The organism is Paraburkholderia diazotrophica (genome assembly GCF_900108945.1).
In the GTDB taxonomy this organism is placed as follows: domain Bacteria; phylum Pseudomonadota; class Gammaproteobacteria; order Burkholderiales; family Burkholderiaceae; genus Paraburkholderia; species Paraburkholderia diazotrophica.
The window spans coordinates 96,925-122,054 of record NZ_FNYE01000005.1 but is presented as its reverse complement, the minus strand read 5'-3'; the positions used below and the strand labels follow the sequence as shown (position 1 = coordinate 122,054).

Sequence of the window (25,130 nt, the reverse complement as noted above, 5' to 3'; positions counted from 1 at the left end):
CGCGCGTCGTTCAATGCACAGCCGCCTGGGCGTTTTCTTCGAGCGTCGAGCGGTCCGAATCGTCGCCGGCGTGCTGGCGCACCGACCAGCTGACGCCCGCAACCAGCAGCACGATCGCCGCCAGTTCGAGCGGACGCGGCATACGATGGTCGTAGATGAACGCGTAGAGCAGCGCGAACAGCGTCTCAAACACGATCAGCTGGCCCGATAGCGTCAGCGGCAGGCGCTTGGACGCCGCGTTCCACAGGCCGTTGCCGAGCCACGACGCACCGAACGCGAGCCCCAGATTCAACAGCCAGAACAGATGCCAGCGCGTATCGACGTGCGAGGTATCGACGGCTGCGGGCGGCAGCAGCGCGACGACGAGCCACAGCAGCGCGCCGAGCAGGCCCGTGACGACGCCCCACAGCACCGACCATTCGTTGCCGCTGAAATGCGTCTGACGCCGCAGATAACGCGCGTTTTCGACGGCAAACCACGTCCAGCAGGCGAGCGCGCCGACCGCGCAGGCAATTCCCACCAGCTTCGTCGCAATCAACACCGAGCCGGCCCCCGATGTAGCGCCCGACGCGCTGAACACATCGATATTGATGCACGCGATGCCCGCGACGACGAGCGCGAGCGGCCATACGAGCCGTGCGAGCGGCACTGCGCCGTGATCGCGCCGGCCGAGCAGCGTCACCGTGACGGGCAGCACGCCGACGATCAGCGAAGACGGCGCAATGCCGACGAGGTGAACCGCACCCGTCAGCAGCAGGTAGTAGAGCAGGTTGCCCGTGAGCGCGAGCTTGACGAGCGCGTTCAGGTCCTCGCGTGTGAGACGGCGCAGCAGCGAGCGCGCCGACGGCAACGCGGCGACGAGCGATACCACGCCGTACATCACGTAGCGGCCCGCGCTCAGCAGCACGGGCGAAAAATCGGGCAGCAGGCGCGGCACCAGAAAGACCATGCCCCATAACGCTCCCGCGAACATCCCGTACACCACGCCGCGCTGCATCGCCTGCCTCGAATCGAAAACTGAAAGTGTGCGAAGCATAGCGGGCCGCAAGCGCCTGCGTCTTGTTCGATTCTGCACTTTGCGGGCATGGCAACTATGCTGGCGAAAGCTCGCGCGCTCGAATGAGCAAACGAAACTGGATCGAAAGCGAGCCGAACGCGGAAGCGAAATTCGGCCGCCGCTCGATGCGAAAAAACGTTGAACAATTTCGCTAACTGACTGTTCGCGCAGTGAAAACCGGGGATGTATCGCGTATAATTCGCTTTTGCGCCTATAGGATTTGCCATGCGTCTGATCCAAAAAGCACTCACGTTCGATGACGTGCTCCTCGTCCCGGCCTTCTCCGACGTTCTGCCGCGCGACACCAGCCTGAAAACCCGGCTGACCCGCAAGATCTCCCTCAATATGCCGCTCGTGTCCGCCGCGATGGACACCGTCACGGAAGCCCGCCTCGCCATCGCAATGGCGCAGATGGGCGGCGTCGGCATCATCCACAAGAATCTCACGGCGGCCGAACAGGCTCGCGAAGTCGCGAAGGTCAAGCGTTTCGAATCGGGCGTCGTGCGCGATCCGATCACGATTCCACCGCAGATGAAGGTGAGCGACGTGATCGCCCTGTCGCGCCAGCATGGCATTTCGGGCTTCCCGGTCGTCGAAGGCTCGCAACTGATCGGCATCGTGACGAACCGCGACCTGCGCTTCGAAACGCGCCTCGATGAGCCCGTGCGCACCATCATGACGCCGCGCGAGCGCCTCGTGACGGTCAAGGAAGGCACGCCGCTCGCCGAAGCGAAGGCGCTGATGCACAGCCACCGCCTCGAGCGCGTGCTGGTCGTCAACGACGCATTCGAACTGCGCGGCTTGATGACCGTGAAGGACATCACGAAGCAGACGGAGCACCCGGACGCCTGTAAGGACGAGCATGGCAAGCTGCGCGCGGGTGCCGCCGTCGGCGTCGGCGCGGATAACGAAGAGCGCGTGTCGCTGCTGGTGCAGGCGGGCGTCGACGTGATCGTCGTCGATACGGCGCACGGCCACAGCAAGGGCGTGCTGGAACGCGTCCAGTGGGTCAAGAAGAACTTCCCGCACGTCGAGGTGATCGGCGGCAACATCGCGACGGCCGACGCAGCGAAGGCGCTCGTCGAGTACGGCGCGGACGGCGTGAAGGTCGGCATCGGCCCGGGCTCGATCTGCACGACGCGTATCGTCGCGGGTGTCGGCGTGCCGCAAATCTCGGCGATCGCGAACGTGTCGGCGGCGCTCAAGGGCTCCGGCGTTCCCGTGATCGCGGACGGCGGCGTGCGCTTCTCGGGCGACGTCAGCAAGGCGCTGGCCGCGGGCGCGAACGCCGTGATGATGGGCAGCATGTTCGCTGGCACGGAAGAGTCGCCGGGCGACGTGTTCCTGTATCAGGGCCGCCAGTACAAGTCGTATCGCGGCATGGGCTCGGTCGGTGCGATGAAGGACGGCGCGGCTGACCGCTACTTCCAGGACAACTCCGCGAACATCGACAAGCTGGTGCCCGAAGGCATCGAAGGCCGCGTCGCGTACAAGGGCTCGGTCGGCGCGATCCTGTTCCAGCTGATCGGCGGCGTGCGCGCAAGCATGGGCTACTGCGGCTGCAACACGATCGACGAACTGCACGAGAAGGCCGCGTTCGTCGAAATCACGGCGGCGGGCATGCGCGAATCGCACGTGCACGATGTGCAGATCACGAAGGAAGCGCCCAACTACCACGTGGACTGATCGCCGATGAAGCCGCTGCTGCGTGCCGTACTGATCATCGATGCTCTGATACTGCTGGCGTCCGGGCTGCTTTTCCTGCTCACGCCGTGGAAATCACTGTACGACGCGCTGCAGCTGTCGCAGACGGACCCTGTGCTGGTTGGTCAAGGCTTCGGCATCGCGCTGATCGGACTCGCGTGGCTTGCGCTGCATGCGTCGATCGACGGCGCGATGACGGCGACGGTGGCCAAGGTCGTCGGCCATGTGAACTGGCTGACGGGCGTGCTGATGCTGATCTGGCTGGTCGGGCTGCACACGCCGTCGCTGTCGGGTCTCGATCAATTGGTGGCGGTCGCGACGGGCGCGGTGCTGCTCGTCGTCGGCCTGGGTGGCGTGAGGCTGGCGAGCGCCGTACGCCGGCGCGATCGACTGGCGGGCACGGCGGCTGCCGAGCGTGCCGGGCGCGTGGCCGCTCGCGACACAGCGAACGAAGCGCGCAAGGCCGAGCGCGAGCGCGACGCGGCGCGCCCGGATGGCGTCTATCCGGCGGGCGGGTCGCATGCGGTCGAGCCGATGCCCGGAACGACGCTTCCTGGGAGCGCAGTGTCTCCTGTGAGTCCCGCGACGGGCCATCCTGTCGAGTCGGATCTGACGGCGCCGCCGCGCACTTCTGCGACGCGATCGCGTGAAGACGCGCTTGCACGCGAGCGTGCAGCCGCAGCGGACGAAGAAGCCGCCGCGCGGGAGCGCGCCGCGGCCGAAGGGAAGTCCGGCACGCCACGGCCTCCGTTTCATGGCTGATCCGCGACGCGACACGCTCTCTGCCGAAACAACCGGAATCCGTCTGCGCGCAGGCCTTTTGCCGATGGAGCGGCACCGCTGCGAGTGCAGCGCCGGGATGCCGTCGACGATGCTTCATCGCGATGCGGTCATGCCGCCAGCGCGACCGCTTGTGTCCGCGCTTGTGCCTGTTGAACCGGTCCGTTTTGAATACCACGCCGCCCGGTCGCGAAGCGACTCGCGCGGCTTTCCCTATCCGTTCTTTTTAAATTCCGTCCGCTGCCATGCATGACAAGATCCTGATCCTCGACTTCGGTTCGCAAGTCACCCAACTGATCGCACGCCGCATCCGCGAAGCGCACGTGCTGTCGGAAATCCATCCGCACGACGTCAGCGACGAATTCATCCGCGAATTCAAGCCGAAGGGCATCATCCTGTCGGGCGGCCCGAACTCGGTGACCGAGACCGACACGCCGCGCGCGCCGCAAGCGGTGTTCGAGGCGGGCGTGCCCGTGCTCGGCATCTGCTACGGTATGCAGACGATGGCCGAGCAGCTCGGCGGGAAGGTCGATACCGGCCATCTGCGCGAGTTCGGTTATGCGGAAGTGCGCGCGCGCAACCACACGAGCTTTCTCGATGGCATTCAGGACTTCGCGACGCCCGAAGGCCACGGCATGCTGAAGGTGTGGATGAGCCACGGCGACAAGGTGCTGGAAATGCCGACGGGCTTTCAGCTGATGGCATCGACGGAATCGTGCCCGATCGCCGCAATGGCGGATGAAGCGCGCCACTTCTACGGCCTGCAATGGCACCCGGAAGTCACGCACACGGTGCAGGGCCGCGCGATGCTCGAGCGTTTCGTGCTGAAAATCTGCGGCGCGAAGCCTGACTGGGAAATGGGCAACTACATCGACGAAGCCGTCGAAAACATCCGCAAGCAGGTCGGCGACGAGCACGTCATTCTTGGCCTGTCGGGCGGCGTGGATTCGTCGGTGGCGGCGGCGCTGCTGCATCGCGCGATCGGCGATCAGCTGACGTGCGTGTTCGTCGATCATGGCCTGTTGCGCCTGAACGAAGCGGAGCAGGTGATGTCGATGTTCGCGGATAACCTCGGCGTCAAAGTGATCCACGTCGACGCAAGCGAAGCGTTCATGTCGAAGCTCAAGGGCGTGACCGATCCCGAGGCGAAGCGCAAGATCATCGGCGCGGAATTCGTCGAAGTGTTCCAGGCCGAGGCCGACAAGCTGACGGACGCGAAGTGGCTCGCGCAAGGCACGATCTATCCGGACGTGATCGAGTCGGCGGGCAAGGGCAAGAAGGCGGCGCACACGATCAAGAGCCACCACAACGTCGGCGGCCTGCCGGAGACGCTGAACCTGAAGCTGCTGGAACCGCTGCGCGAACTCTTCAAGGACGAAGTGCGCGAACTGGGCGTGAAGCTGGGCCTGCCGCCGTCGATGGTGTATCGCCATCCGTTCCCAGGCCCGGGCCTAGGCGTGCGGATTCTCGGCGAAGTGAAGCGCGACTACGCGAACCTGCTGCGCCGCGCGGACGCGATCTTCATCGAGACGCTGCGCACGTTCATCGACAAGGAAACGGGCAAGTCGTGGTACGACCTGACGAGCCAGGCCTTTGCGGTGTTCCTGCCTGTGAAGAGCGTCGGCGTAATGGGCGATGGCCGCACGTACGAGTACGTCGTCGCGCTGCGCGCCGTGCAGACGCTGGACTTCATGACGGCGCACTGGGCACATCTGCCTCACGATCTGCTCGGCCATGTGTCGAACCGGATCATCAACGAAGTGCGCGGCATCAATCGCGTCGTGTACGACATTTCGGGCAAGCCGCCTGCGACGATCGAGTGGGAGTGAACTTCAGCGGCGAGGTGATCTACACGTTCGAAGCGTGTCAGCAGAACACGCCCGACGGTGGTGTCGAGAAGCTGTTCTTCAATATCTGATCACAGCATCACGTGATTCAAACGCCCGGCAGGAGGACATCTGCCGGGCGTTGTTTCTTGTGCGGCGAGCGGCCGTCATCTGGTTGACGATCAGGGATGTTTCCCTCACCGGCGTACCTGCGACGCTGCTGTGACCCGACTTACACTACCAGGATTCGAGGCGCCCCAACTCGCTCCGACACATCGCTTTTGTTTGTCGCGATGCCCGATCCAGACACCGCTGCGTGCACTGCTGACATGGCGGGATGGCCGCGGTCCGAGATGCGTGTCAAGGCGAGGCTGCTGCATACCGAGCGCTTGCACATCACGCTGCACCATCTGGGCGACTTTGCGCGTGTGCCGGGGTAGCTGTCGCGCGCGCATGCGCCGCAGCGACAGGCATTGACGTGCTGCCATTCGGCGCGACGCTCGATCGGGCCTCAAGCTTCAACGGGCGGCAGGGGCATCGGCCTTTGGGGCTGACGGGGAGCGCCGGGCTGGACGAATTGATCCACCTTCAGCGAGGACTTGGCGACACGCTCAGAGGGGCAGGTCTGCGTATTTCGCGCGCGCGTGTCACGCCCCGCCTCACGTTGCTGTACGGCGCGGGCAGGTTCGATCCGCACGCGATTGGACCGATCACCTGGACCGTGCGCGAACTTGTCCTTATTGATAGCTGACTCGGCAAGACGCGCTACGACGTAAAAGGGCGCTGGCCGCTGAGGGGCTGCGGCGTCTGAGCCCTGTCGGCAGCAGTGCTGGAAGCCGATTTTCCAACACATGAAGACTGCTGATTGCACTCTGCTCACGCTGGAAAAAAGCGGCGCACGCGAAGCTCGTGTTGTCGCTTGCAGTCGGCACTGTTTGCGATGTTCTACGAACCGGGACACGCCTGACGCCGGGTTGCGGCCCGGCAATTGGTTCGCGTGGTACGCCAGTGGGACATTGCGCGCGTTGCATGCGCATCGCGCGCGCCCGACGTCACCCGCGCGCACGGGTCATCGGTGAATCAATAGCGATCGAGCCGGTTGCCCGCGATGCGCACGCGGTCGCCGGGATGCAGGTCGCCGGGTGCGCCGACATCGAAAGCGCGCATTGAGCCGTCATTCAATTGCACGGAAACCCGGTAGCCGCCCGGCGACGACGCGCCCGCCTGCTGTCCAAGCTGATTGCCCGCGACAGCGCCGCCCAGCACGCCGATCGCCGTCGCCGCATCGCGCCCGTGACCGTGTCCGAACTGGTTGCCGATCACACCGCCCACGACGGCGCCGATCACCGTGCCCGCGACGCCACCCGCTGTCACGGCACCGGGATTGGCCAGCGGCTGGATCGACGAGACGATGCCGTATTGCTCGCCGTATCCGTAGCCCTGCTGCGGCTGCTGATAGCCCTGATTCTGGCCGTCCTGCCAGTCGGATTGACCATACGCGGGCTGTTGCTGATATTGCGGCTGTTGCGCGTAGGGCTGCTGATACTGCGGCTGCGCGTAACCCGGCTGCGAATAGCCAGGCTGCGAGTAAGCCGGTTGGGCGTACGCCGGTTGCCCATACGCCGGTTGTGTGGCGTACGACGAACCGTAAGCAGAACCATAGGGTGCGTTGCCGGGAACAACACAGCCGGCAAGCGGTAGCGTTACGCAGAATGCGATCAGCGACGTTCGGACGAGAGGGCGGGCAAAACGGGAGTGGGTCATGTTGCGTGATTGTCGTGGCGCCACCAGCTGTGGACGGCGACGAGTATAGGGAAGCGCACGTCGTTATTGAGCCGCGTCCTGCGTAACAGTGTGTAAATTGCGCGTCGGAGAAAAACGACCGCACGATCGGAACACTCAGGCAGGAAATCGACAACCATATTTCGATGCCGAACGCCATCCATAGGAAATTTCTTAAGACCTGATTGCATACTCTAGGCGTCTGACAAATGCATTTCGCGGCTCCTGATAAAATGCCCGAGCCGCAACGTAGTGGATTGCAAATGAAATTGCTTGATGCACTTGTCGAACAACGGATTGCCGCCGCGGCCGCGCGCGGCGAGTTCGACGATTTGCCGGGAGCCGGCGCGCCCCAGACGCTCGACGACGACGCACTGGTGCCCGAAGAGGTTCGAATCGCGAACCGCATTCTGAAGAATGCGGGCTTTGTGCCGCCGGCAGTCGAACAGTTGCGGGCGCTGCGCGACCTGCAGAACGAACTGGATGCCGTCAGCGACCGGTCGACCCGTTGCCGTCTGCAGGCAAAGATGCTGGCGCTCGACATGGCGCTGGAATCGTTGCGCGGCGGGCCGCTCATCATGCCGCGCGAGTACTGCCGGCGGATCGCCGAGCGTCTTTCGGAGCGCGCCGCTGACGACCCGGCCGCCGATGCGGGGCCGGCGTGAGCACCGACGCCGATCCTTCCGCGTCGCAAACCGATTTGCCCGCCGGTTCGCCCGTCCAGCCGGCCGTCGATCAAACGGGCACGCGGCCGCCGCTTGCCGTGCCTTCCAGGGCCGCTTCGAATGCTTCTTCGAGTGCTTCGAATGCTTCGAATGCCGAAGCCGCCGTTCCCGCAGAACGCACCAATGTCTCCGAACGCGATCTCCACTTCATGGGCCTCGCACAGGCCGCCGCCGATGAAGCGCGCGCCGCGGGCGAAGTCCCCGTCGGTGCGGTGCTCGTGCGCGGCGATGAAGTGATCGCGAAGGGCTTCAATCACCCGATCAGCGGACACGATCCTTCCGCGCACGCCGAAATGGCCGCGCTGCGCGCCGCCGCACAAAAGCTCGGCAACTATCGGCTGCCGGGATGCGAGCTTTACGTGACGCTCGAACCCTGCCTGATGTGCGCGGGCGCGATCATGCATGCGCGCATCGCGCGCGTCGTATTCGGCGCACGCGATCCAAAGACGGGTGCATGCGGCAGCGTGGTCGATGCGTTTGCAAATCCTCAGCTGAACCATCACACGACCGTGATCGGCGGCGTGCTCGACGACGAATGCGGTGATGCGCTGCGCTCGTTCTTCGCAGACCGCCGGCGCGCTGCGCGGGAAAGGCGCGCCGCGGCCGGGCGCGACGGCGAACCTGGCGCGTCCGAACCGCTCTAAGACACCAATTTCCGTCAACAGAACAACAGCCCGATATGGCCACGCATCGCACCATCGAACTGATCGCGCCTTCGGGCTATCCGCACGATCCGAGCGCAATTCATCTCGCGCTGAAACGGTTGCGCGCGCAAGGGCACCACGTTGAAAACGTCGGCGCGACGCAGCGGCGTTACCAGCGCTTTGCCGGCACCGACGGCGAACGCGCAGCGGAGCTGAACCGGCTCGCGGACCCATCGCGCGAGCTGCCCGACATCGTGCTCGCCGTGCGCGGCGGCTACGGCGCCGTGCGCATTCTGCACGGGCTCGACTACGCGGGGCTGCAACGCCGCTTGCGCGACCAGCCGATCGCGTTCGTGGGCCACAGCGATTTCACCGCGCTCCAGCTGGCGCTGCTGGCGCAGGCGGGCGTGACGACTTTCGGCGGCCCGATGCTTGCGGTCGATTTCGGCGCGGAAACCGTCAGCGACTTCACGATGAAGCACTTCTGGCACGCGCTGACTTCGGATACCTACACGATTTCGAGCACGCTCCCCCAAGCGCGGGCCGTCGACGTCAAGGGCACGCTGTGGGGCGGCAATCTGGCTGTGCTGGCGTCGCTGGTCGGCTCGCCGTATATGCCGCCTGTCGAGGGCGGCATCCTGTTCGTCGAGGATGTCAACGAGCAGCCGTTTCGGATCGAGCGCCTGATCTATCAACTGCATCTCGCGGGTATCCTCGAGCGGCAGCAGGCGCTCGTGTTCGGCGACTTTTCGGGGGGCAAGCCGTTCGACTACGACAACGGCTACGATCTTGACGCGATGATCGCGCAGGTGAGGTCGGTGATCGGCATTCCCGTCGTGACGGGCCTGCCGTTCGGCCACATCCCCGACATGGTGACGCTGCCCGTCGGCGCGCCGGCGCATCTCGTCGCGGGGGCGCATGGATTCAAGCTAACGGTGTCCGGACACCCAGTGCTCGGGTAAGGGACGCGGCAAGGCGGCGCATTGCATCGGAGAAAGGCGAGGCGACTCGCCTTTTGTTTTGTCCACCAGATGCAACTAACGGTCTTATTCATTTCACGCCTACGAATCGCTGCACGCCTGCAGTCACCGCAAATTTTGTTGACAAAATCCCATCAGAGAAGGAGGACATCGAACGACGCGGCTGGTCGCTCAGCCGCGCAGGACGGTCGACAGAGCTCGATTTGGGTAGTTACGAGCACGTCAGTCCAAACCAAAATTGTCGAAAATTGGCGGCTTAGATTGTTGACAATTTTTATGTCCGCCCTAAGATGAACGCCATAACACCACGCTCATCATGTCAGAGACACCCAACGCCGCCGCGAGCAGCACGAAACCCGAAGCGATCGCCGAGCGCATTCGCGCCGCGATCCTCGAGCATCGGATTGCGCCCGGCGCGAAATTGACGGAAGCGCAGTTGTGCGACGTGTTCGGCGTCAAGCGCGGACCGATCCGGCAAGCGCTGGCCCTGCTGGCCACCGACCGCCTCGTCGATCTGGAGCCGAACCGCGGCGCGTTTGTTGCCAGTCCGTCGCTGCAGGAAGTGCATGAAGTGTTCGAGATGCGCCGGATCATCGAGCTGGCCGTCGTCGACAAGATTTGCGCCGGCCAGGGCTCGCGCCGGTTGAGGAGCATCGGCGGGATGATCGCCCGCGAGCGCAGGGCGTTCGAGTCGCGCGACTTCCCGGCATGGATCAGGCTGTCGGGCGAGTTTCATACGGAACTTGCTTCGCTGACGGGCAACACCGTGCTGTGCGATTGCCTGAACGGCCTGGTCGCGCGTTCGACGCTGATTTCGGCGCTTTATGAATCGCTCGGCCGCAGCCCCTGTTCGTTCGAAGATCACGAAGCGATTCTCGCGGCGATCGACGCGGGCGATGCGAAGACGGCGGGCGCGCTGATGTCGCGCCATCTGCAGAGCGTCGAGTTGAAGATGCTGGACCGGCCGGCAAGCGGTGGCACCGATCTGCATGAAGTATTCGGCATGCGTGTGCCTAAGGTCGTCGCCGGCTGAATCAAAGTGCATGAGTGACGCCCGCCGGCGCTTGCAGGCGGTGCGCGCTGCACTGAAATGAACTGTGTTTGATCACAAAGTCGGCCGACAGGCCGACCGGGACATGAACCGATACGAGCCGCACCCGGCGCGCATCGAGACCGAAAGACCGTAAGGCGTGGTTGCTCATCAGGCGGCCATGCCGACGCGGCAAAGCCTTGCAGGCATTCGCGGAAAGCCTGCCGGGCCATCAAAACAAGTACGTAAGTACGGAGACACCCGCGGCAACGTGCAGACGCTGCGCATCGGCACGACCCACATGATGGGCCCGTCGCGCGCCTGGCATACACGATGCAATGTTCGTCGATCCCCGTCGACGTTCCCACCTTAGGAGGAATCCATGGCTCAGTTCAGTGCAGCACCGGATAGTTCGGCAATTCCCGATTACGAGAGCGGCGCGCCAAGCGGTCACGCGCTTCCGGCCGGCTACAGCGAGCGTCTGTACAACGAAGACCTCGCACCGTTGAAGCATCAGACGTGGGGCGCCTATAACATCTTCGCGTTCTGGATGTCGGACGTGCATAGCGTCGGCGGCTATGTGTTCGCGGGCAGCCTGTTCGCGCTGGGGCTCACGAGCTGGCAGGTGCTGATCGCGCTGCTCGTCGGCATCACGATCGTGAACCTGCTGTGCAACATGATTGCGAAGCCGAGTCAGCTAAACGGCGTGCCGTATCCCGTTGCATGCCGCGCCACGTTCGGCGTGCTGGGTGCGAACGTTCCTGCCGTGATCCGCGGGCTCATTGCCGTCGCGTGGTATGGCATTCAGACGTATCTTGCATCGAGCGCGCTCGTCATCGTCGTGCTCAAGTTCCTCCCGCAGCTCCTGCCATACGCGGATGTGCATCATCACGGCTTCATGGGACTGTCGACGATCGGCTGGGCCGGCTTCATGTTGCTGTGGGTGCTGCAGGCATTCGTGTTCTGGAACGGCATGGAGACGATCAAGAAGTTCATCGACTTCGCCGGTCCGGCCGTGTATGTCGTGATGTTCATCCTGGCCGGCTACATGGTGTGGCGCGCAGGTTGGCAGAACATCGGCATCAACCTGGGCGGTGTGAAGTATCACGGCATGGAAGTGATCCCCGTAATGATCACGGCGATCTCGCTGGTGGTGTCGTACTTCTCGGGCCCGATGCTGAACTTCGGCGACTTCTCGCGCTACGGCAAGAGCTTTCGCAGCGTCAAGCGCGGCAATTTCTGGGGCCTGCCCGTCAACTTCCTCGCTTTTTCGCTGGTGACGGTCATCACGACGGCCGCGACGCTGCCCGTGTTCGGCGAGCTCATCACCGATCCCGTCGAAACGGTGGGCCGCATCGACTATCCGACGGCCGTGATTCTCGGCGCACTGACGTTCACCATCGCGACCATCGGCATCAACATCGTCGCCAACTTCGTGTCGCCTGCATTCGACTTCTCGAACGTCGCGCCGAAGCTCATCAGCTGGCGCGCAGGCGGCATGCTCGCTGCCGTCGCGTCGATCTTCATCACGCCGTGGAACCTGTTCAACAACCCGGCCGTGATCCACTACACGCTCGATGTGCTCGGCAGCTTCATCGGACCGTTGTACGGCATCCTGATCGTCGACTTCTTCCTCGTGAAGCGTCAGAAGATCGTGCTCGACGATCTGTACACGGTGTCGGAGAAGGGCGCGTACTGGTATCACAAGGGCGTGAACTATCGTGCAGTGGCCGCGCTGCTGCCGGCTGCACTGATAGCAGTGATCTGCGTGATGGTGCCGTCGCTGGACGGTCTGGCGAACTTCTCGTGGTTCATCGGCGCGGGACTCGGTGCCGTGTTCTACAGCGTGCTTGCCCGTAAGCTGCAACGCAGTGCATGAACGCGCATGACAGTTCATCAAAGGTGCAACAGGAGTTCTTGACATGCGTATCAAACTGATCAACCCGAACACGACGCAACGGATGACGGAGGCCATGGGCCGTTGTGCGCGCAGCGTCGTGTCGCCGGGGACGGAGCTGGTGGCGGTGAGCCCGACGATGGGCCCGCCGTCGATCGAAGGCTACTACGACGAAGCGCTCGCCACGCCGGGGCTGCTGGCGGAAGTCGAAGCGGGCGAGCGTGAGGGCTTCGACGGCTACGTGATCGCGTGTTTCGGCGATCCTGGCCTCTATGCGGCGCGCGAACTGGCGCGCGGCCCGGTGATCGGCATCGCGGAAGCAGCGATGCATGCCGCGAGCGTGCTCGCGCCCGGCTTCTCGGTGGTAACGACGCTCTCGCGCACCTGCGGGATGGCCTGGCATCTGGCTGAGCGTTATGGCATGAAGCGTTTTTGTCGCAACGTCCGCGCTACCGATGTCGCCGTGCTCGAGCTCGATCAGCCCGGCTCGGCGGCACGGCGCATCATTCTCGACGAATGTCGTCGCGCGCTCGACGAGGACGGATCGGATGCGATCGTGCTCGGCTGCGCGGGAATGGCGGAATTGTGCGCGGAGATCGAAGACGCACTGGGCGCGCCCGTGATCGAGGGCGTGACGGCTGCCGTCAAGTGGGTCGAGGCGCTCGTCGCATTGCGCCTCGCAACGGCCAAGCGCGGCGACTATGCACGACCGCTCGCAAAGCGCTATGACGGCGAGCTCGCACGCTTCAGTCCGACGGGTGACGCACCCGCCGACGCGGCATGTGGACAACCAGCCGCGCCCGACGCGAATGCCGCGACGGGCGCCCACGGCGCGCTGCTGCGGGTCAACGCGAGCGCGTTGCGTGCCGACCCCGCCGCCGATATTGCGCCGCACATACATTCCGTCTGACACGCACTATCTGCCCGGGTGTATGGGCGCACCCGGGTGTTTTCGCTACACTGGTTCAACCCTGCCGGCCCTGCCGTAGCGCGTTTCTCCGCTTTCGCGACGTCCGCCGGCGCAGACTTGCAACCGCTCACGTCAACCGCTGCGTCACTCACATCATGTCACTCGATTCGAACTATCCACGCGACCTGGTCGGCTACGGCCGTCATCCCGTGCAGGCTGACTGGCCAGGACGCGCGCGCGTCGCGGTCCAGTTCGTTCTCAACTACGAAGAGGGCGGCGAGAACTGCGTGCTGCATGGTGATCCGGGATCGGAACAGTTTCTGTCGGAGATCGTCGGCGCGGCGGCGTATCCGTCGCGTCACATGAGCATGGAGTCGATCTACGAATACGGTTCGCGTGCGGGCGTATGGCGCATCCTGCGCGAGTTCGAGAAGCGCGGCCTGCCGCTCACGGTGTTCGGCGTCGGCATGGCGATCGAACGGCATCCGGAAGTGGCGCGCGCGTTCGTCGAACTGGGCCATGAGATCGCATGTCACGGCTATCGCTGGATTCACTATCAGGACATGTCGCCGGAGCGCGAAGCCGAGCACATGCGTCTCGGCATGGAGGCCATCGAGCGCGTGACGGGCGAGCGGCCGCTCGGCTGGTACACGGGCCGCGACAGTCCCAATACGCACCGCCTCGTGGCCGAATACGGCGGCTTCCTGTACGACTCCGACTACTACGGCGACGATCTGCCGTTCTGGATGGACGTCGAGGTGACGGGCGGCGCGAAGATGCCGCAACTGATCGTGCCGTACACGCTCGATACCAACGACATGCGCTTCGCGACGCCGCAAGGCTTCAATACCGCGGACCATTTCTTCACGTATCTGCGCGACGCATTCGACGTGCTCTACGAAGAGGGCGACGAAGCGCCGAAGATGATGTCGATCGGCATGCATTGCCGTCTGCTCGGCCGCCCTGGGCGCTTTCGCGCGCTGCAGCGTTTTCTCGATCACATCGAGAAGCACGAGCGCGTCTGGGTCTCGCGGCGCGTCGATATCGCGCGTCACTGGCGCGAGCATCACCCCTATCAATCACAGGACAACCGCGGGGCTGCGGCATGAAGGCGATGCAATACACACTCGACCAATTGAACAGGATCTCGACCGACGCGTTCGTCGCGGCGCTGTCGGGCATCTTCGAGCACTCGCCCTGGGTCGCAGAAGTGGCGGCCGCGCAGCGTCCTTACGAGAGCATCGACACGTTGCACAAGACGATGTCGAATGCCGTCGAAACAGCGGGCGAAGCGAAGCAGCTCGCGCTGATCAACGCGCACCCGGAACTCGCGGGCAAGGCGGCCGTGCGCGGCGAGCTGACGGCCGAATCGACGCGCGAGCAGAGCGGCGCCGGCCTCGATCAATGCACGCAGGAAGAGTTCGACACGCTGCTGCGGCTGAACGCGGCGTATCGCGAGAAATTCGGCTTTCCGTTCATTCTCGCCGTGCGCGGCTATGACCGGCACGGGATCATCGCGAACTTCGAATCGCGTGTGAGCAACAGCCGCGCCGACGAACTGCGCGCGAGCCTCGACCAGATCTATCGCATCGCGCGGTTCCGTCTCGACGATCTGATCAGCGCGTGAGCGTCGCGCTCGCGGCGCGCCCGGCAATGCGCCGGAAGCGCGACGCGCGCTCAAGGTACTCACACGACGTACTCACACGACGTACTCACACGACGTACTCACACGACGCACCCACACGACGCACCCACACGACGCACCCACACGACGCACCCACACAAAGCAACAACCCGATAGTAAGGACGACAAAGATGGCACTCCCGATTCTCGATCCCAACGCACCCGAATTCACCCGCCGTTTCGTGAATCTCGCGGACCCGCGTCTTGGCGCACAAGCGCTCGAATCCAGCGACGATTTCTTCGCACCGAAGGAGCGCATGCTGAATCCGGAGCCCGCCGTCTTCATCCCAGGCAAGTACGACGAGCACGGCAAGTGGATGGACGGCTGGGAGACGCGCCGCAAGCGCACGACGGGCTACGACTGGTGCATCGTGAAGCTCGCGCGTCCGGGCGTCATCAAGGGACTCGACATCGATACGAGCCACTTCACGGGCAACTTTCCGCCGGCGGCATCGGTGGAAGCGGCACGCGTGACGGATGGCGCGCCGAACCAGTCGACGCAATGGACCGAGATCGTTCCGTCGACGACGCTGCAAGGCAATAGCCACCACTACATCGAAGTGGACAACACGAACGCGTACACGCATTTGCGCGTGAACATCTATCCGGACGGCGGCATCGCGCGCCTGCGCGTGTACGGTCAGCCGCAAGTCGACTGGGCGGGCGCGAGCCGCACCGATCTGTTCGATCTGGCCGCGATGGAAAACGGCGCGTATCTGGTTGCCGCGAACAATCAGCACTTCGGCGCTGCGTCGACGCTCTTGATGCCGGGCCGCGGCGTGAACATGGGTGACGGCTGGGAAACGCGCCGACGCCGCGAGCCGGGCAACGACTGGGCGATCGTCGCGCTCGCGCAGCCGGGCATCATCAAGAAGATCGAAGTCGATACGGCGCACTTCAAGGGCAACTTTCCCGATCGCTGTTCGCTCCAGGCCGCCTATGTGACGGGCGGCACCGACAGCTCGCTGATCACGCAGGCGATGTTCTGGCCGGTGCTGCTCGGCGAACAGAAGCTGCAGATGGACAAGCAGCATTTCTTCGAAAGCGAGATTGCTGCGCTCGGCCCTGTCACGCATGTCCGCTTCAACATCATTCCGGACGGAGGTGTGTCGCGTCTGCGTCTGTGGGGCACGCTCGCATGATGAAGACACTCGCCATCGAACCGCTGACACGCGAAGCGTTCGCGCCGTTCGGCGACGTGATCGAGCTGGAAGGCGCGAAGCAGATTCCGATCAACCTCGGTACGACGATCCGTTATCACGATCTCGCGAAAGTCGATGTCGCCGATCAGGACGGCCGCACGCTCGTCAATCTGTTTCGCGGGCAGCCGCGGGTCCTGCCGTTCGAAGTGAAGATGGTCGAACGCCATCCGCTCGGGAGCCAGGCGTTCATTCCGTTGAACGACAAGCCGTATCTCGTCGTGGTCGCGCCGGTCGGCGCACTCGATGAGCCGAAGGTCCGCGCATTCGTCACGAGCGGCTGGCAGGGCGTGAACTACGCGAAGGGCGTGTGGCACCATCCGCTGATCGCGTTGGGTGAAGTGAGCGATTTCATCGTTGTCGATCGCGGCGGCGAAGGACTCAATCTCAACGAGCAGGATCTCAGGGCTTCGCTGTGGCTTACTGAAGAGGCGTTGAGCGCTGTAGCGGTTTGAGTGTGGTGGCATGCATCGCATCGTACGCGGTGCTTGGGTAATAAGGGAATAGCCCATCGCGGATGAATGTCCGCGATGGGCTATTTTGTTGGCGGGTTTGGGATCGGAGGGACCCGCCGCGTCGATTGCTTTCGAGTTCGACGAGCCTTTGAACGGCATGCTCTTCTTCGGGCTACGCAGCGGCTGACGATGTGTCGCGTTGCGCATTGGGCGCAATGAAAATTCTTCGCGGAACAGAGCGAGCAGGTAGTCTTCGAGCAGGCTTTGCTCCGAAGCGATTTGCCGACTATTGAAGCGCGAGGGGGCACAATCGGCAGCATCCAGCTTATAGACGCAACGCTGCAAAACACCTGCTAAATGCGCATGCTCTCGCGTTGGGTTGCGAACACGCCGGCATCGATTCATCCGCACGCAAACATGCGGTCCAGTGCAGTTGCCAGGCGCAAAGAAGACGGGCTGCCGCTTGCGCGAACAGCCCGCCAACCTCGAAGAAACGGGCTCGCGCCCGTCATCGACACCTCGTCTGTTATTTCACTGCGCCACCCTGAAACCACGCGGCGATCTGTTGCCGTTCGCCGTCGGTCATGTGCGTGACGTTGCCGAGCGGCATTGCCTTGAGCGTCACAGCCTGCTGATAGATGCGTTGCGCGTTCATCGAAATTTCGTCGGGCGTATCGAGCAGCACGCCGGCGGGCGCGCTGCCCATCAGCGTCGGATGCGCGGAGTGGCACGCGACGCAGCGTTGCTGCAGCACGGGCACGATATCGGCCGTCTTCACGACGGGCGCATTCGCAGCTTCCGCGACGGGCACGACCGGCCTCGGCATCGTCCAGAACAGCGCGCCGAACATCAGCGCAACGCCGGCGAGAGGGAGATACCACAGCACCTGGCCGCGGTGACGCATCACGAAGAACTGGCGGATCAGCGCGCCTGCCAGCATGATCACGATGAGCACTGCCCAGTTGTACGGATGCGTGTACGTCATCGCGTAGTGGTTCGACAGCATTGCAAACACAACGGGCAACGTGAAGTACGTGTTGTGCACGGAGCGCTGCTTGCCGCGCTTGCCGTAGATCGGGTTCGGCGTGTCGCCCTTGAGCATCGCGTCGACCATCTTGCGCTGGCCGGGAATGATCACGAAGAACACATTCGCCGACATGATCGTCGCGAGCATCGCGCCCATGATCAGATACGCTGCGCGGCCCGCGAAGATGTGACATGCGAGAAAGGCAGCGATCAGCACGTAGATGCCGACGCAGATGCCGAGCAGCTTGTCCTTGTTGCCGAGGATGCGGCACAGCGAGTCGTAGACGATCCAGCCTGCCGCGAGGAAGCCGAGTGCCGAGAAGATCGCGACGACGGGGCCCATATCGAGCACGTTCTTGTCGATCAGATACGTGTTCGGCGCGAACAGGTACAGCACGGTGAAGAGGCCGAAACCGGAAAGCCACGTCGTGTATGACGGCCACTTCGACCAGTGCAGGTCGTCGGGCATCTCCGGCGGCGCGACGGTGTACTTTTGCATGTTGTAGAAGCCGCCGCCGTGCACGTGCCACAGTTCACCGAACACGCCGCGCCGGCGCTGGTTCGGGTCCGTAGGCGGCTTCAGGCTGTTATCGAGAGCGACGAAATAGAACGACTCGCCGATCCAGGCGATTGCGGCGATCACGTGAAACCAGCGAATCGCGAGATTCAGCCAGTCGGTAATAAAGCCTTCCATGAAACTCCTCCACTCCTGATTCGTTGTTCGCGCAGCATCTCGTGTACTGCGCGCAATGCGATGCTGTTGCGCCGCTGCATGTCCGCGAGGGGTTCAGTGCATGCAACGACAATAAGATGAACTCGGGTACTGATGGACCGCGTCTATCCGCCTTGCGCTTCGCGAATGTCTCCATGTCATCGGCGAAACGCATGCGCACGTGTACGCTGCGCGGCTTCGTTCCGCGTCAGCTGCCGCGATAGGTGCTGTACGACCACGGCGACACCAGTAGCGGTACGTGATAATGCGCACCTGCATCGGCGATACCGAAACGCAGTACGACACGATCGACGAAGCGCGGCTCCGGCACTTCGGTGCCGACCGACGCGAAGTAGTCGCCCGCATGGAACACGAGTTCATATTCGCCGACAGTCAGTGCATCGCCTTCGAGCAGCGGCTCGTTGCAGCGGCCATCGTGATTGGTGATGGTGGTCTTGAGCGCGCGGCGCGTGTCGCCGGAAAGCGCAAACAGTTCGACCTTGATATCGGCGCCGGGACGGCCGTTTGCCGTGTCCAGCACGTGGGTAGTGAGCTTGCCCATTCGCGATTGTCCTTGTGTAGATGCGAGGTTTCAGCGGCGGCCCGATCCATCACAGTTTGCGGCGGATCGAGGCTCCACGTCAGTGGCTACATACCCGTCGGCGGATTGAAGCGAGCGCCGTGACATCCATTGTAGAAACATTGTTCATCTGCGAGAGCGAGCGATAGGAAAGATAATCGCTGCCGCATGACGGCCCGTTGACTGCCTCTGCACAGGCAGTCGAGTGCATTCCGGAACGGTATGGCTGCGCTTGCTCGAGTGCTTGCTCGATCGTACCGGCACCAAAAATACCGACTATATGCACTGCGTGAATCCGGGTATCGCAACCGCCCGAGTTGCCAGCGCAATTTTGTTGCACGAAGGTTACGCCCATGCACGGCGCGGCCGTGCATCCCGAAGACGGCGGAGCGCGCCGGGTAACCGGGCCAACGGCGTTCGAACGGGACGCGGCGGCACGGTGGCGTGCCGGCGACATCGCGTTCGAACGACTTTTGCACTCGCCCGGACTGCCGCGGACAATGATCGCGTGCAGCTCGATGCAGCAGAAACCGACGGCATGCAATCCTATGCAGCCGAATGCAGCGACAGCGGCATCGCGAGGCGGCGGACAGGGCGGCACTGGAGAAACGAATGACGATGCAAACCCACCCAACGGGCGCAACGCGAACAACCGGCCAGCGCGGCAAGACGATGCTGGTCCGGCACGCAGACGTGCTCGTGACGATGGACGGCGAGCGGCGCGAAGTGCGCGACGGCGGCCTCTATATCGAAGACCACCGGATCGTCGCCGTCGGCAGGACCGCGGAACTGCCGGACACGGCCGACGAAATTCTCGACATGTCGGGGCATCTTGTCATTCCCGGGCTCGTCAACACGCACCATCACATGTATCAGAGCCTGACGCGCGCGATTCCCGCCGCGCAGAACGCCGAGCTATTCGGCTGGCTGACGAACCTGTACAGGGTGTGGGCGAATCTCACGCCGGAGATGATCGAGATTTCGACGCTGACGGCGATGGCGGAACTGCTGCTCTCAGGCTGCACGACGTCGAGCGATCACCTGTACATCTATCCGAACGGCAGCCGTCTCGACGACAGCATCGTCGCCGCGCGCCGCATCGGCATGCGTTTTCATGCAAGCCGCGGGAGCATGAGTGTTGGACAGAAGGACGGCGGCCTGCCGCCCGATTCTGTCGTCGAAAGCGAAGCGGACATCCTGAAGGACACGCAACGGCTGATCGAGGCGTATCACGACGAAGGGCGCTACGCGATGCTGCGTGTCGTCGTTGCGCCGTGCTCGCCGTTTTCGGTGAGCCGCGATCTGATGCGCGAATCGGCTGCACTGGCGCGGCATTACGGCGTGTCGCTGCATACGCACCTCGCCGAGAACGTGAACGATATTGCATACAGCCGCGAGAAGTTCGGCATGACGCCGGCCGAGTATGCCGAGGACCTGGGCTGGATCGGCCGCGACGTCTGGCATGCGCACTGCGTGCAACTCGACGATGCCGGCATCGGCCTGTTCGCGCGCACGGGAACGGGCGTCGCGCACTGTCCGTGCTCGAACATGCGGCTCGCGTCGGGCATCGCGCCCGTGAAGAAGATGCGGCTGGCGGGCGTGCCCGTCGGGCTGGGCGTCGACGGGTCGGCGTCGAACGATGGCGCGCAGATGATCGCCGAAGTGCGCCAGGCGTTGCTGCTGCAGCGGGTCGGTTTCGGGCCCGACGCGATGACCGCGCGCGAAGCGCTCGAAATCGCGACGCTCGGCGGCGCGAAGGTGCTGAACCGCGACGATATCGGCGCGCTGGCTCCCGGCATGGCCGCGGATTTCGTGTCGTTCGATCTGCGTCAGCCGCTTTTTGCGGGCGCACTGCATGATCCCGTCGCGGCGCTCGTGTTCTGTGCGCCGTCGCAGGTATCGACGAGCGTGATCGGCGGAAAAATCGTAGTGAAGGACGGCGTGCTGACGACGGTGGACCTCGGCCCCGTGATCGAACGGCACAACCGCCTTGCGAAGTCGCTGTACGAAAGTGCCGCTTAAAAGCAAAGCGGCGGTTTGGCAACCGCCGCCTGCAACATAGTGCTTACTTCGTCGCGCTTCACTTGTCGACGAGCGTTTTAGTTGCCTCCGCGACGAGGCTGCGCAACCAGCGCACTTCATCGGAGTAGTGCACGCGCTCGTGCCACAACTGGTAATACTGCATTGGCGGGAAGTCGAGCGGCGCGGGCACGACGGTCAGCGGCAGGAACTTCGCGTAGTAGTCGGCGAAGAGGCGCGTCGTCGTGAAGATCAGGTCCGACTTGATCAGCACGTAAGGCGCGAGGTTGAAGTACGGCAGCGTGACGACGACGTGGCGCTTCAGGCGCTCGCGGGCCAGATGGACGTCGATCGCGCCGCGCTGGCCGACGGAATAGGGCGTCGGCGCGAGATGCGGCGCGTTCAGGTACTGGTCGAGCGTCAGGCCGCCGCGCCGGGCGAATGGGTGCGTGTTGCTCATCAGGCACACGATCTGGTCGACGAACAGATTCGACAGGTGCAGCTGCTCAGGTGGTTCCGGCCAGTTGCCGACGACGATGTCGAGCTTGCCGTCCTCGAGTGCCAGTTCATAGTCGAACGCGGGCCCGAGCGAGTGGAACTCTAGTGTCGCGTTCGGCGCCGCCTGGCGGAAGCGCTCGACGACAGTCGGCACGAACAGCACGTTTAGGTAGTCCGGGCAGCCGATCCGGTAGCAGCGGATCGACGTAGCGGGGTCGAAGTTGTGCTGCTGAAATTTAATGCGTTCGATCTCGCGCAGTGCATTCTGGACGGGTTCGAGCAGGCGCAGTCCGTACTCGGTCGGCACCATGCCGGATTTGCCGCGCACGAGCAGCGGATCGCCGGTGATGTCGCGCAGCCGTCGCAGCGCGGCGCTGATGGCGGGTTGGGACTGGTTCAGTTTGACGGCGGCGCGCGTGACGCTGCGCTCCATCAAAAGAGTGTGCAAGACGCGCAGTAGGTAAGTGTCGATCGCCTCGCGTTGTTGGCTCATGACTTCTCCGAAATATATGTTCAGGCTGATCGAACTAGTGTGGGGCTATATGCGTTTTAATATAGAGATAAGGGACCGTCAAGGGAGGGATACCCGCAAACCGTGCAGTGGCGCGGCTCTGCGGGAATTTTGGCGGCTCGACTGATGGGGTCGATTTCGGTATCGTCGACCGGCTGCGGCACCACGACACGCGCGTCCAGGCGGGCGATTCAATCGGGGAAACGCGTCAGGCCGCGTGCTGGCGGCATCACGCGTAATACGGAACAACATGAGCGACACATCTTCAGTCAGCCCGACGGGCGGCAGCGCACACGCAAGCGGCGCAAACCGTAGCGGCGGCGCCACACCGCGCCTCGCGCTCACGGGCATCAGCAAGCAGTATCCCGCCGTGCGCGCCAACGACGACGTCACGCTGATTGTCGCGCCCGGCGAAATCCACGCGGTGCTCGGTGAAAACGGCGCGGGCAAGAGCACGCTGATGAAGATCATCTACGGCGCGGTGCGGCCGGATGCAGGCGAAATCCGCTGGGAAGGACAGCCCGTCGAGATCGCGAGTCCCGCTGCCGCGCGCAAGCTCGGCATCGGCATGGTGTTTCAGCACTTCTCGCTGTTCGAGACGCTGACGGTCGGCGAAAACATTGCGCTCGCGCTCGACGAACCGTTCGATCTGAAGGCGCTCGGCAAACGTATCCGCGAGGTGTCGGCGGACTATGGGCTCGACATCGATCCGCAGCGTCACGTGCACAGCCTCACGGTCGGCGAGCGGCAACGCGTCGAGATCGTGCGCTGCCTGCTGCAGAACCCGCGTTTGCTGATCATGGACGAGCCGACTTCCGTGCTCACGCCGCAAGCCGTGCGCAAGCTGTTCGAGACGCTGCGCCGTCTCGCGTCGGAGGGCTGCAGCATTCTCTACATCAGCCACAAGCTCGACGAAATCCAGGAGCTCTGCGACACGGCGACCGTGATGCGCGGCGGCAAGGTGACGGGCCACGTGAAGCCGCGCGAAGAAACGCAAGCGTCGCTGGCGCAACTGATGGTCGGCCATTCGCTGCCCGATTACGAACGCCGCGCGCACACGCCGGGCGACGTGCTGCTCGACGTGAAGCATCTGTCGTCGTCGAGCGATGATCCGTTCGGCACGTCGCTCGACGATGTGTCCTTCAGCGTGCATGCGGGCGAGATCTTCGGCATCGCAGGCGTGTCGGGCAACGGGCAGGCCGAACTGCTCGCCGCGCTGTCGGGCGAACACAAGGCCAACAAGGGCCATCGCGCGGATGCCGTGACGATCTGCGGCAAGCCCGCCGGCAAGCTGGGCGCCGCCGCGCGCCGCAAGCTGGGCTTCGCGTTCGTGCCCGAAGAGCGTCTGGGACGCGGCGCCGTCCCCGCGATGTCGCTCGCGGAGAACGCGCTGTTGACGGCGCACCGGCAGCAGATGGTCCGCTCGGGCTGGATCAATGCGGGCGCGATGCGGGCGTTCGCGACGCGCTGCATCGAAGCCTTCGACGTGCGCTGCGGCGGCGAGGGCGCGCTCGCGCAGAGCCTGTCGGGCGGCAATCTGCAGAAGTTCATCGTCGGGCGCGAGATTTTGCAGGCGCCGAAGGTGCTCGTCGTCGCGCAGCCGACATGGGGCGTCGACGTCGGCGCGGCCGCGTTCATCCGGCAGCAGTTGCTGGATCTGTCGGCGCGCGGCGTCGCGATTCTGGTGATCTCCGAGGAGCTCGAAGAACTGTTCGACATTTGCGATCGCCTGGCTGTGCTGGCGCGCGGGCGTCTGTCGCCGTCGCGCAAGACGGGCGACACGAACGCGGAAGAAATCGGCCGCTGGATGGCCGGTCTCTTCGGTGATCGCGAAGGCGCGCCGCCGTCTGCCGGTCAACCGGCGCATGCATGACAGTGCATGAATGACGAGGCGCATGCATAACGGCGCACTCAATCGGCACATGCACGACTCGACGCGTCTCACGCGAGCCTGCATCAAACCGCAGATACCCCATCGACCATGCACACCATGATTCTTCCGTATCGACTCGAAGCGCGCACGACGCCCTCGCGAACGATGCAGCTCGCCGTGCCGCTGATCGCCGCGCTTCTGACGCTCGTGATCGGCTTTCTGATCTTCAGCCTTGTCGGCCGCGATCCCGTGCAGGCGATGGTCGCGTTTTTCATCGAGCCGCTTTCGAGCGTCAACGGCTGGTCCGAGCTGTTGCTGAAGGCGTCGCCGCTGTGCCTGATCGGCCTGGGTCTCGCGATCGGCTATCGCGCGAACGTGTGGAACATCGGTGCGGAAGGGCAGATGGTGCTGGGCGGCATTGCGGCGAGCGGCGTCGCGATCTACTTCGATCAGGCGACGGGCTGGTGGATCCTGCCGACGATGATGATCGCCGGCATGCTCGGCGGCATGGCGTGGGCGGCGATTCCGGCGCTGCTCAAGAGCCGCTTCAATACGAACGAAATCCTCACGAGCCTGATGCTCACCTATGTCGCGACGCAATTGCTGATCTATCTGGTGAGTGGCCCGTGGCGCGACCCGCAGGGCATGAACTTCCCGCTCTCCGAAATGTTCACGGGCGACGCGCTGTACCCGACGTTCTACGGCGACTGGCACTGGAAATTGATGCGCGGCACGCGACTGAACGCATCGATCTTCGTGACGATCGTGGCGATCCCACTCGTCTGGCTCTTCATGCGCAAGAGCTTCGCGGGCTTCCGGATGAACGTCGGCGGTCTGGCGCCGCTCGCCGCCCGCTACGCGGGCTTCTCGGACAAGAAGACGATCTGGACGTCGCTGCTCATCAGCGGCGCGCTGGCGGGCCTCGCGGGCATGGGCGAGATCGCGGGCCCCATCGGTCAGTTGCAGGCGACGTGGTCGCCGGGCTATGGCTTCACCGCGATCATCGTCGTGTTCGTCGGGCGGCTGCATCCCGTCGGCATCGTGCTCGCGAGTCTGCTGATGGCGCTGCTGTACCTCGGCGGCGAGGCCGTGCAGACGTCGATGCAGCTGCCGCAAGCGTTGTCCGGTGTGTTCCAGGGGCTGCTGCTGTTCTGCCTGCTGGGCGCCGATCTGTTCGTCAACTATCGCGTGCGCCGTCGCGGCATCGCGGCATCGTAACAACGCTCGAAACCGGATCA

21 protein-coding genes and 1 pseudogene are annotated in these 25,130 nt (G+C 63.9%); 17 read left to right on the top strand and 5 right to left on the bottom strand.

Going from position 1 to position 25,130, the window contains the following annotated elements:
- Window positions 1–10 precede the first annotated feature (10 nt).
- Window positions 11–997, bottom strand: coding sequence for a DMT family transporter (locus BMW76_RS08900; RefSeq protein ID WP_090864774.1), 987 nt, complete (start codon window positions 995–997; stop codon window positions 11–13).
- Window positions 998–1,282: 285 nt separating this feature from the next.
- Here BMW76_RS08900 and guaB point away from each other — a divergent pair, with 285 nt between their 5' ends.
- The 4 genes and pseudogenes from guaB to BMW76_RS42760 form a co-directional block, all read left to right on the top strand.
- Complete coding sequence (gene guaB, locus BMW76_RS08895; protein ID WP_090864773.1) at window positions 1,283–2,743, top strand: IMP dehydrogenase; 1,461 nt, start codon at window positions 1,283–1,285, stop codon at window positions 2,741–2,743.
- Window positions 2,744–2,749: 6 nt separating this feature from the next.
- On the top strand, window positions 2,750–3,523 hold the full coding sequence (locus tag BMW76_RS08890) for a hypothetical protein (RefSeq protein WP_090864772.1): 774 nt from the start codon (window positions 2,750–2,752) through the stop codon (window positions 3,521–3,523).
- A 263-nt stretch (window positions 3,524–3,786) separates the two neighbouring features.
- Window positions 3,787–5,370: a glutamine-hydrolyzing GMP synthase gene (guaA, locus tag BMW76_RS08885; protein WP_090864771.1), complete on the top strand. Its 1,584-nt coding sequence runs from the start codon at window positions 3,787–3,789 to the stop codon at window positions 5,368–5,370.
- A gap of 219 nt (window positions 5,371–5,589) precedes the next feature.
- Window positions 5,590–6,115, top strand: a pseudogene (locus BMW76_RS42760) (2'-5' RNA ligase family protein); the annotation flags it as partial.
- Between the two features lie 332 nt (window positions 6,116–6,447).
- Here BMW76_RS42760 and BMW76_RS08875 read toward each other — a convergent pair.
- Window positions 6,448–7,131, bottom strand: a complete 684-nt coding sequence (locus tag BMW76_RS08875; RefSeq protein WP_090864770.1) for an outer membrane lipoprotein — start codon at window positions 7,129–7,131, stop codon at window positions 6,448–6,450.
- 281 nt (window positions 7,132–7,412) lie between these two features.
- Between BMW76_RS08875 and BMW76_RS08870 the strand changes: the two genes are divergently transcribed.
- From BMW76_RS08870 to BMW76_RS08825, 10 genes are all read left to right on the top strand, one after another.
- Window positions 7,413–7,814: a DnaJ family domain-containing protein gene (locus BMW76_RS08870; protein WP_090864769.1), complete on the top strand. Its 402-nt coding sequence runs from the start codon at window positions 7,413–7,415 to the stop codon at window positions 7,812–7,814.
- A gap of 98 nt (window positions 7,815–7,912) precedes the next feature.
- Window positions 7,913–8,518: a tRNA adenosine(34) deaminase TadA gene (tadA, locus tag BMW76_RS08865; protein WP_090864958.1), complete on the top strand. Its 606-nt coding sequence runs from the start codon at window positions 7,913–7,915 to the stop codon at window positions 8,516–8,518.
- Between the two features lie 35 nt (window positions 8,519–8,553).
- Window positions 8,554–9,480: a muramoyltetrapeptide carboxypeptidase gene (gene ldcA / locus BMW76_RS08860; RefSeq protein WP_090864768.1), complete on the top strand. Its 927-nt coding sequence runs from the start codon at window positions 8,554–8,556 to the stop codon at window positions 9,478–9,480.
- A gap of 334 nt (window positions 9,481–9,814) precedes the next feature.
- Window positions 9,815–10,531 carry a GntR family transcriptional regulator gene (locus tag BMW76_RS08855; protein ID WP_090864767.1) on the top strand — a complete coding sequence of 239 codons (717 nt, stop codon included), beginning with the start codon at window positions 9,815–9,817 and terminating at the stop codon, window positions 10,529–10,531.
- A gap of 379 nt (window positions 10,532–10,910) precedes the next feature.
- Window positions 10,911–12,407 (top strand): NCS1 family nucleobase:cation symporter-1, encoded by a 1,497-nt coding sequence (locus BMW76_RS08850; RefSeq protein WP_090864766.1) that lies wholly within the window; start codon window positions 10,911–10,913, stop codon window positions 12,405–12,407.
- A gap of 43 nt (window positions 12,408–12,450) precedes the next feature.
- Window positions 12,451–13,335, top strand: a complete 885-nt coding sequence (locus tag BMW76_RS08845) for an aspartate/glutamate racemase family protein (protein WP_090864765.1) — start codon at window positions 12,451–12,453, stop codon at window positions 13,333–13,335.
- Between the two features lie 155 nt (window positions 13,336–13,490).
- Window positions 13,491–14,444 (top strand): allantoinase PuuE, encoded by a 954-nt coding sequence (gene puuE / locus BMW76_RS08840; protein ID WP_090864764.1) that lies wholly within the window; start codon window positions 13,491–13,493, stop codon window positions 14,442–14,444.
- Window positions 14,441–14,962 carry a 2-oxo-4-hydroxy-4-carboxy-5-ureidoimidazoline decarboxylase gene (gene uraD, locus BMW76_RS08835; protein WP_090864763.1) on the top strand — a complete coding sequence of 174 codons (522 nt, stop codon included), beginning with the start codon at window positions 14,441–14,443 and terminating at the stop codon, window positions 14,960–14,962. Before puuE ends, uraD begins: the two co-directional genes overlap by 4 nt.
- Window positions 14,963–15,150: 188 nt before the next feature.
- Window positions 15,151–16,161 carry an allantoicase gene (gene alc / locus BMW76_RS08830; protein WP_090864762.1) on the top strand — a complete coding sequence of 337 codons (1,011 nt, stop codon included), beginning with the start codon at window positions 15,151–15,153 and terminating at the stop codon, window positions 16,159–16,161.
- Window positions 16,161–16,673, top strand: coding sequence for an ureidoglycolate lyase (locus BMW76_RS08825; RefSeq protein WP_090864957.1), 513 nt, complete (start codon window positions 16,161–16,163; stop codon window positions 16,671–16,673). Before alc ends, BMW76_RS08825 begins: the two co-directional genes overlap by 1 nt.
- Window positions 16,674–17,199: 526 nt before the next feature.
- Here BMW76_RS08825 and BMW76_RS08820 read toward each other — a convergent pair.
- Both BMW76_RS08820 and uraH read right to left on the bottom strand, forming a co-directional pair.
- Window positions 17,200–18,393: a urate hydroxylase PuuD gene (locus BMW76_RS08820; RefSeq protein WP_090864761.1), complete on the bottom strand. Its 1,194-nt coding sequence runs from the start codon at window positions 18,391–18,393 to the stop codon at window positions 17,200–17,202.
- Window positions 18,394–18,619: 226 nt separating this feature from the next.
- Window positions 18,620–18,973 carry a hydroxyisourate hydrolase gene (gene uraH, locus BMW76_RS08810; RefSeq protein WP_090864759.1) on the bottom strand — a complete coding sequence of 118 codons (354 nt, stop codon included), beginning with the start codon at window positions 18,971–18,973 and terminating at the stop codon, window positions 18,620–18,622.
- 630 nt (window positions 18,974–19,603) lie between these two features.
- Here uraH and BMW76_RS08805 point away from each other — a divergent pair.
- Entirely contained in the window at window positions 19,604–21,013 is a 1,410-nt protein-coding gene (locus BMW76_RS08805; RefSeq protein WP_090864758.1) for an 8-oxoguanine deaminase, read from the top strand.
- 58 nt (window positions 21,014–21,071) lie between these two features.
- Here BMW76_RS08805 and BMW76_RS08800 read toward each other — a convergent pair whose 3' ends face one another.
- Window positions 21,072–22,001: a LysR substrate-binding domain-containing protein gene (locus tag BMW76_RS08800; protein ID WP_087735332.1), complete on the bottom strand. Its 930-nt coding sequence runs from the start codon at window positions 21,999–22,001 to the stop codon at window positions 21,072–21,074.
- Between the two features lie 268 nt (window positions 22,002–22,269).
- Here BMW76_RS08800 and BMW76_RS08795 point away from each other — a divergent pair, with 268 nt between their 5' ends.
- Both BMW76_RS08795 and BMW76_RS08790 read left to right on the top strand, forming a co-directional pair.
- On the top strand, window positions 22,270–23,892 hold the full coding sequence (locus tag BMW76_RS08795; RefSeq protein ID WP_090864757.1) for an ABC transporter ATP-binding protein: 1,623 nt from the start codon (window positions 22,270–22,272) through the stop codon (window positions 23,890–23,892).
- A 117-nt stretch (window positions 23,893–24,009) separates the two neighbouring features.
- Window positions 24,010–25,110: an ABC transporter permease gene (locus BMW76_RS08790; RefSeq protein ID WP_090864956.1), complete on the top strand. Its 1,101-nt coding sequence runs from the start codon at window positions 24,010–24,012 to the stop codon at window positions 25,108–25,110.
- Window positions 25,111–25,130 lie beyond the last annotated feature (20 nt).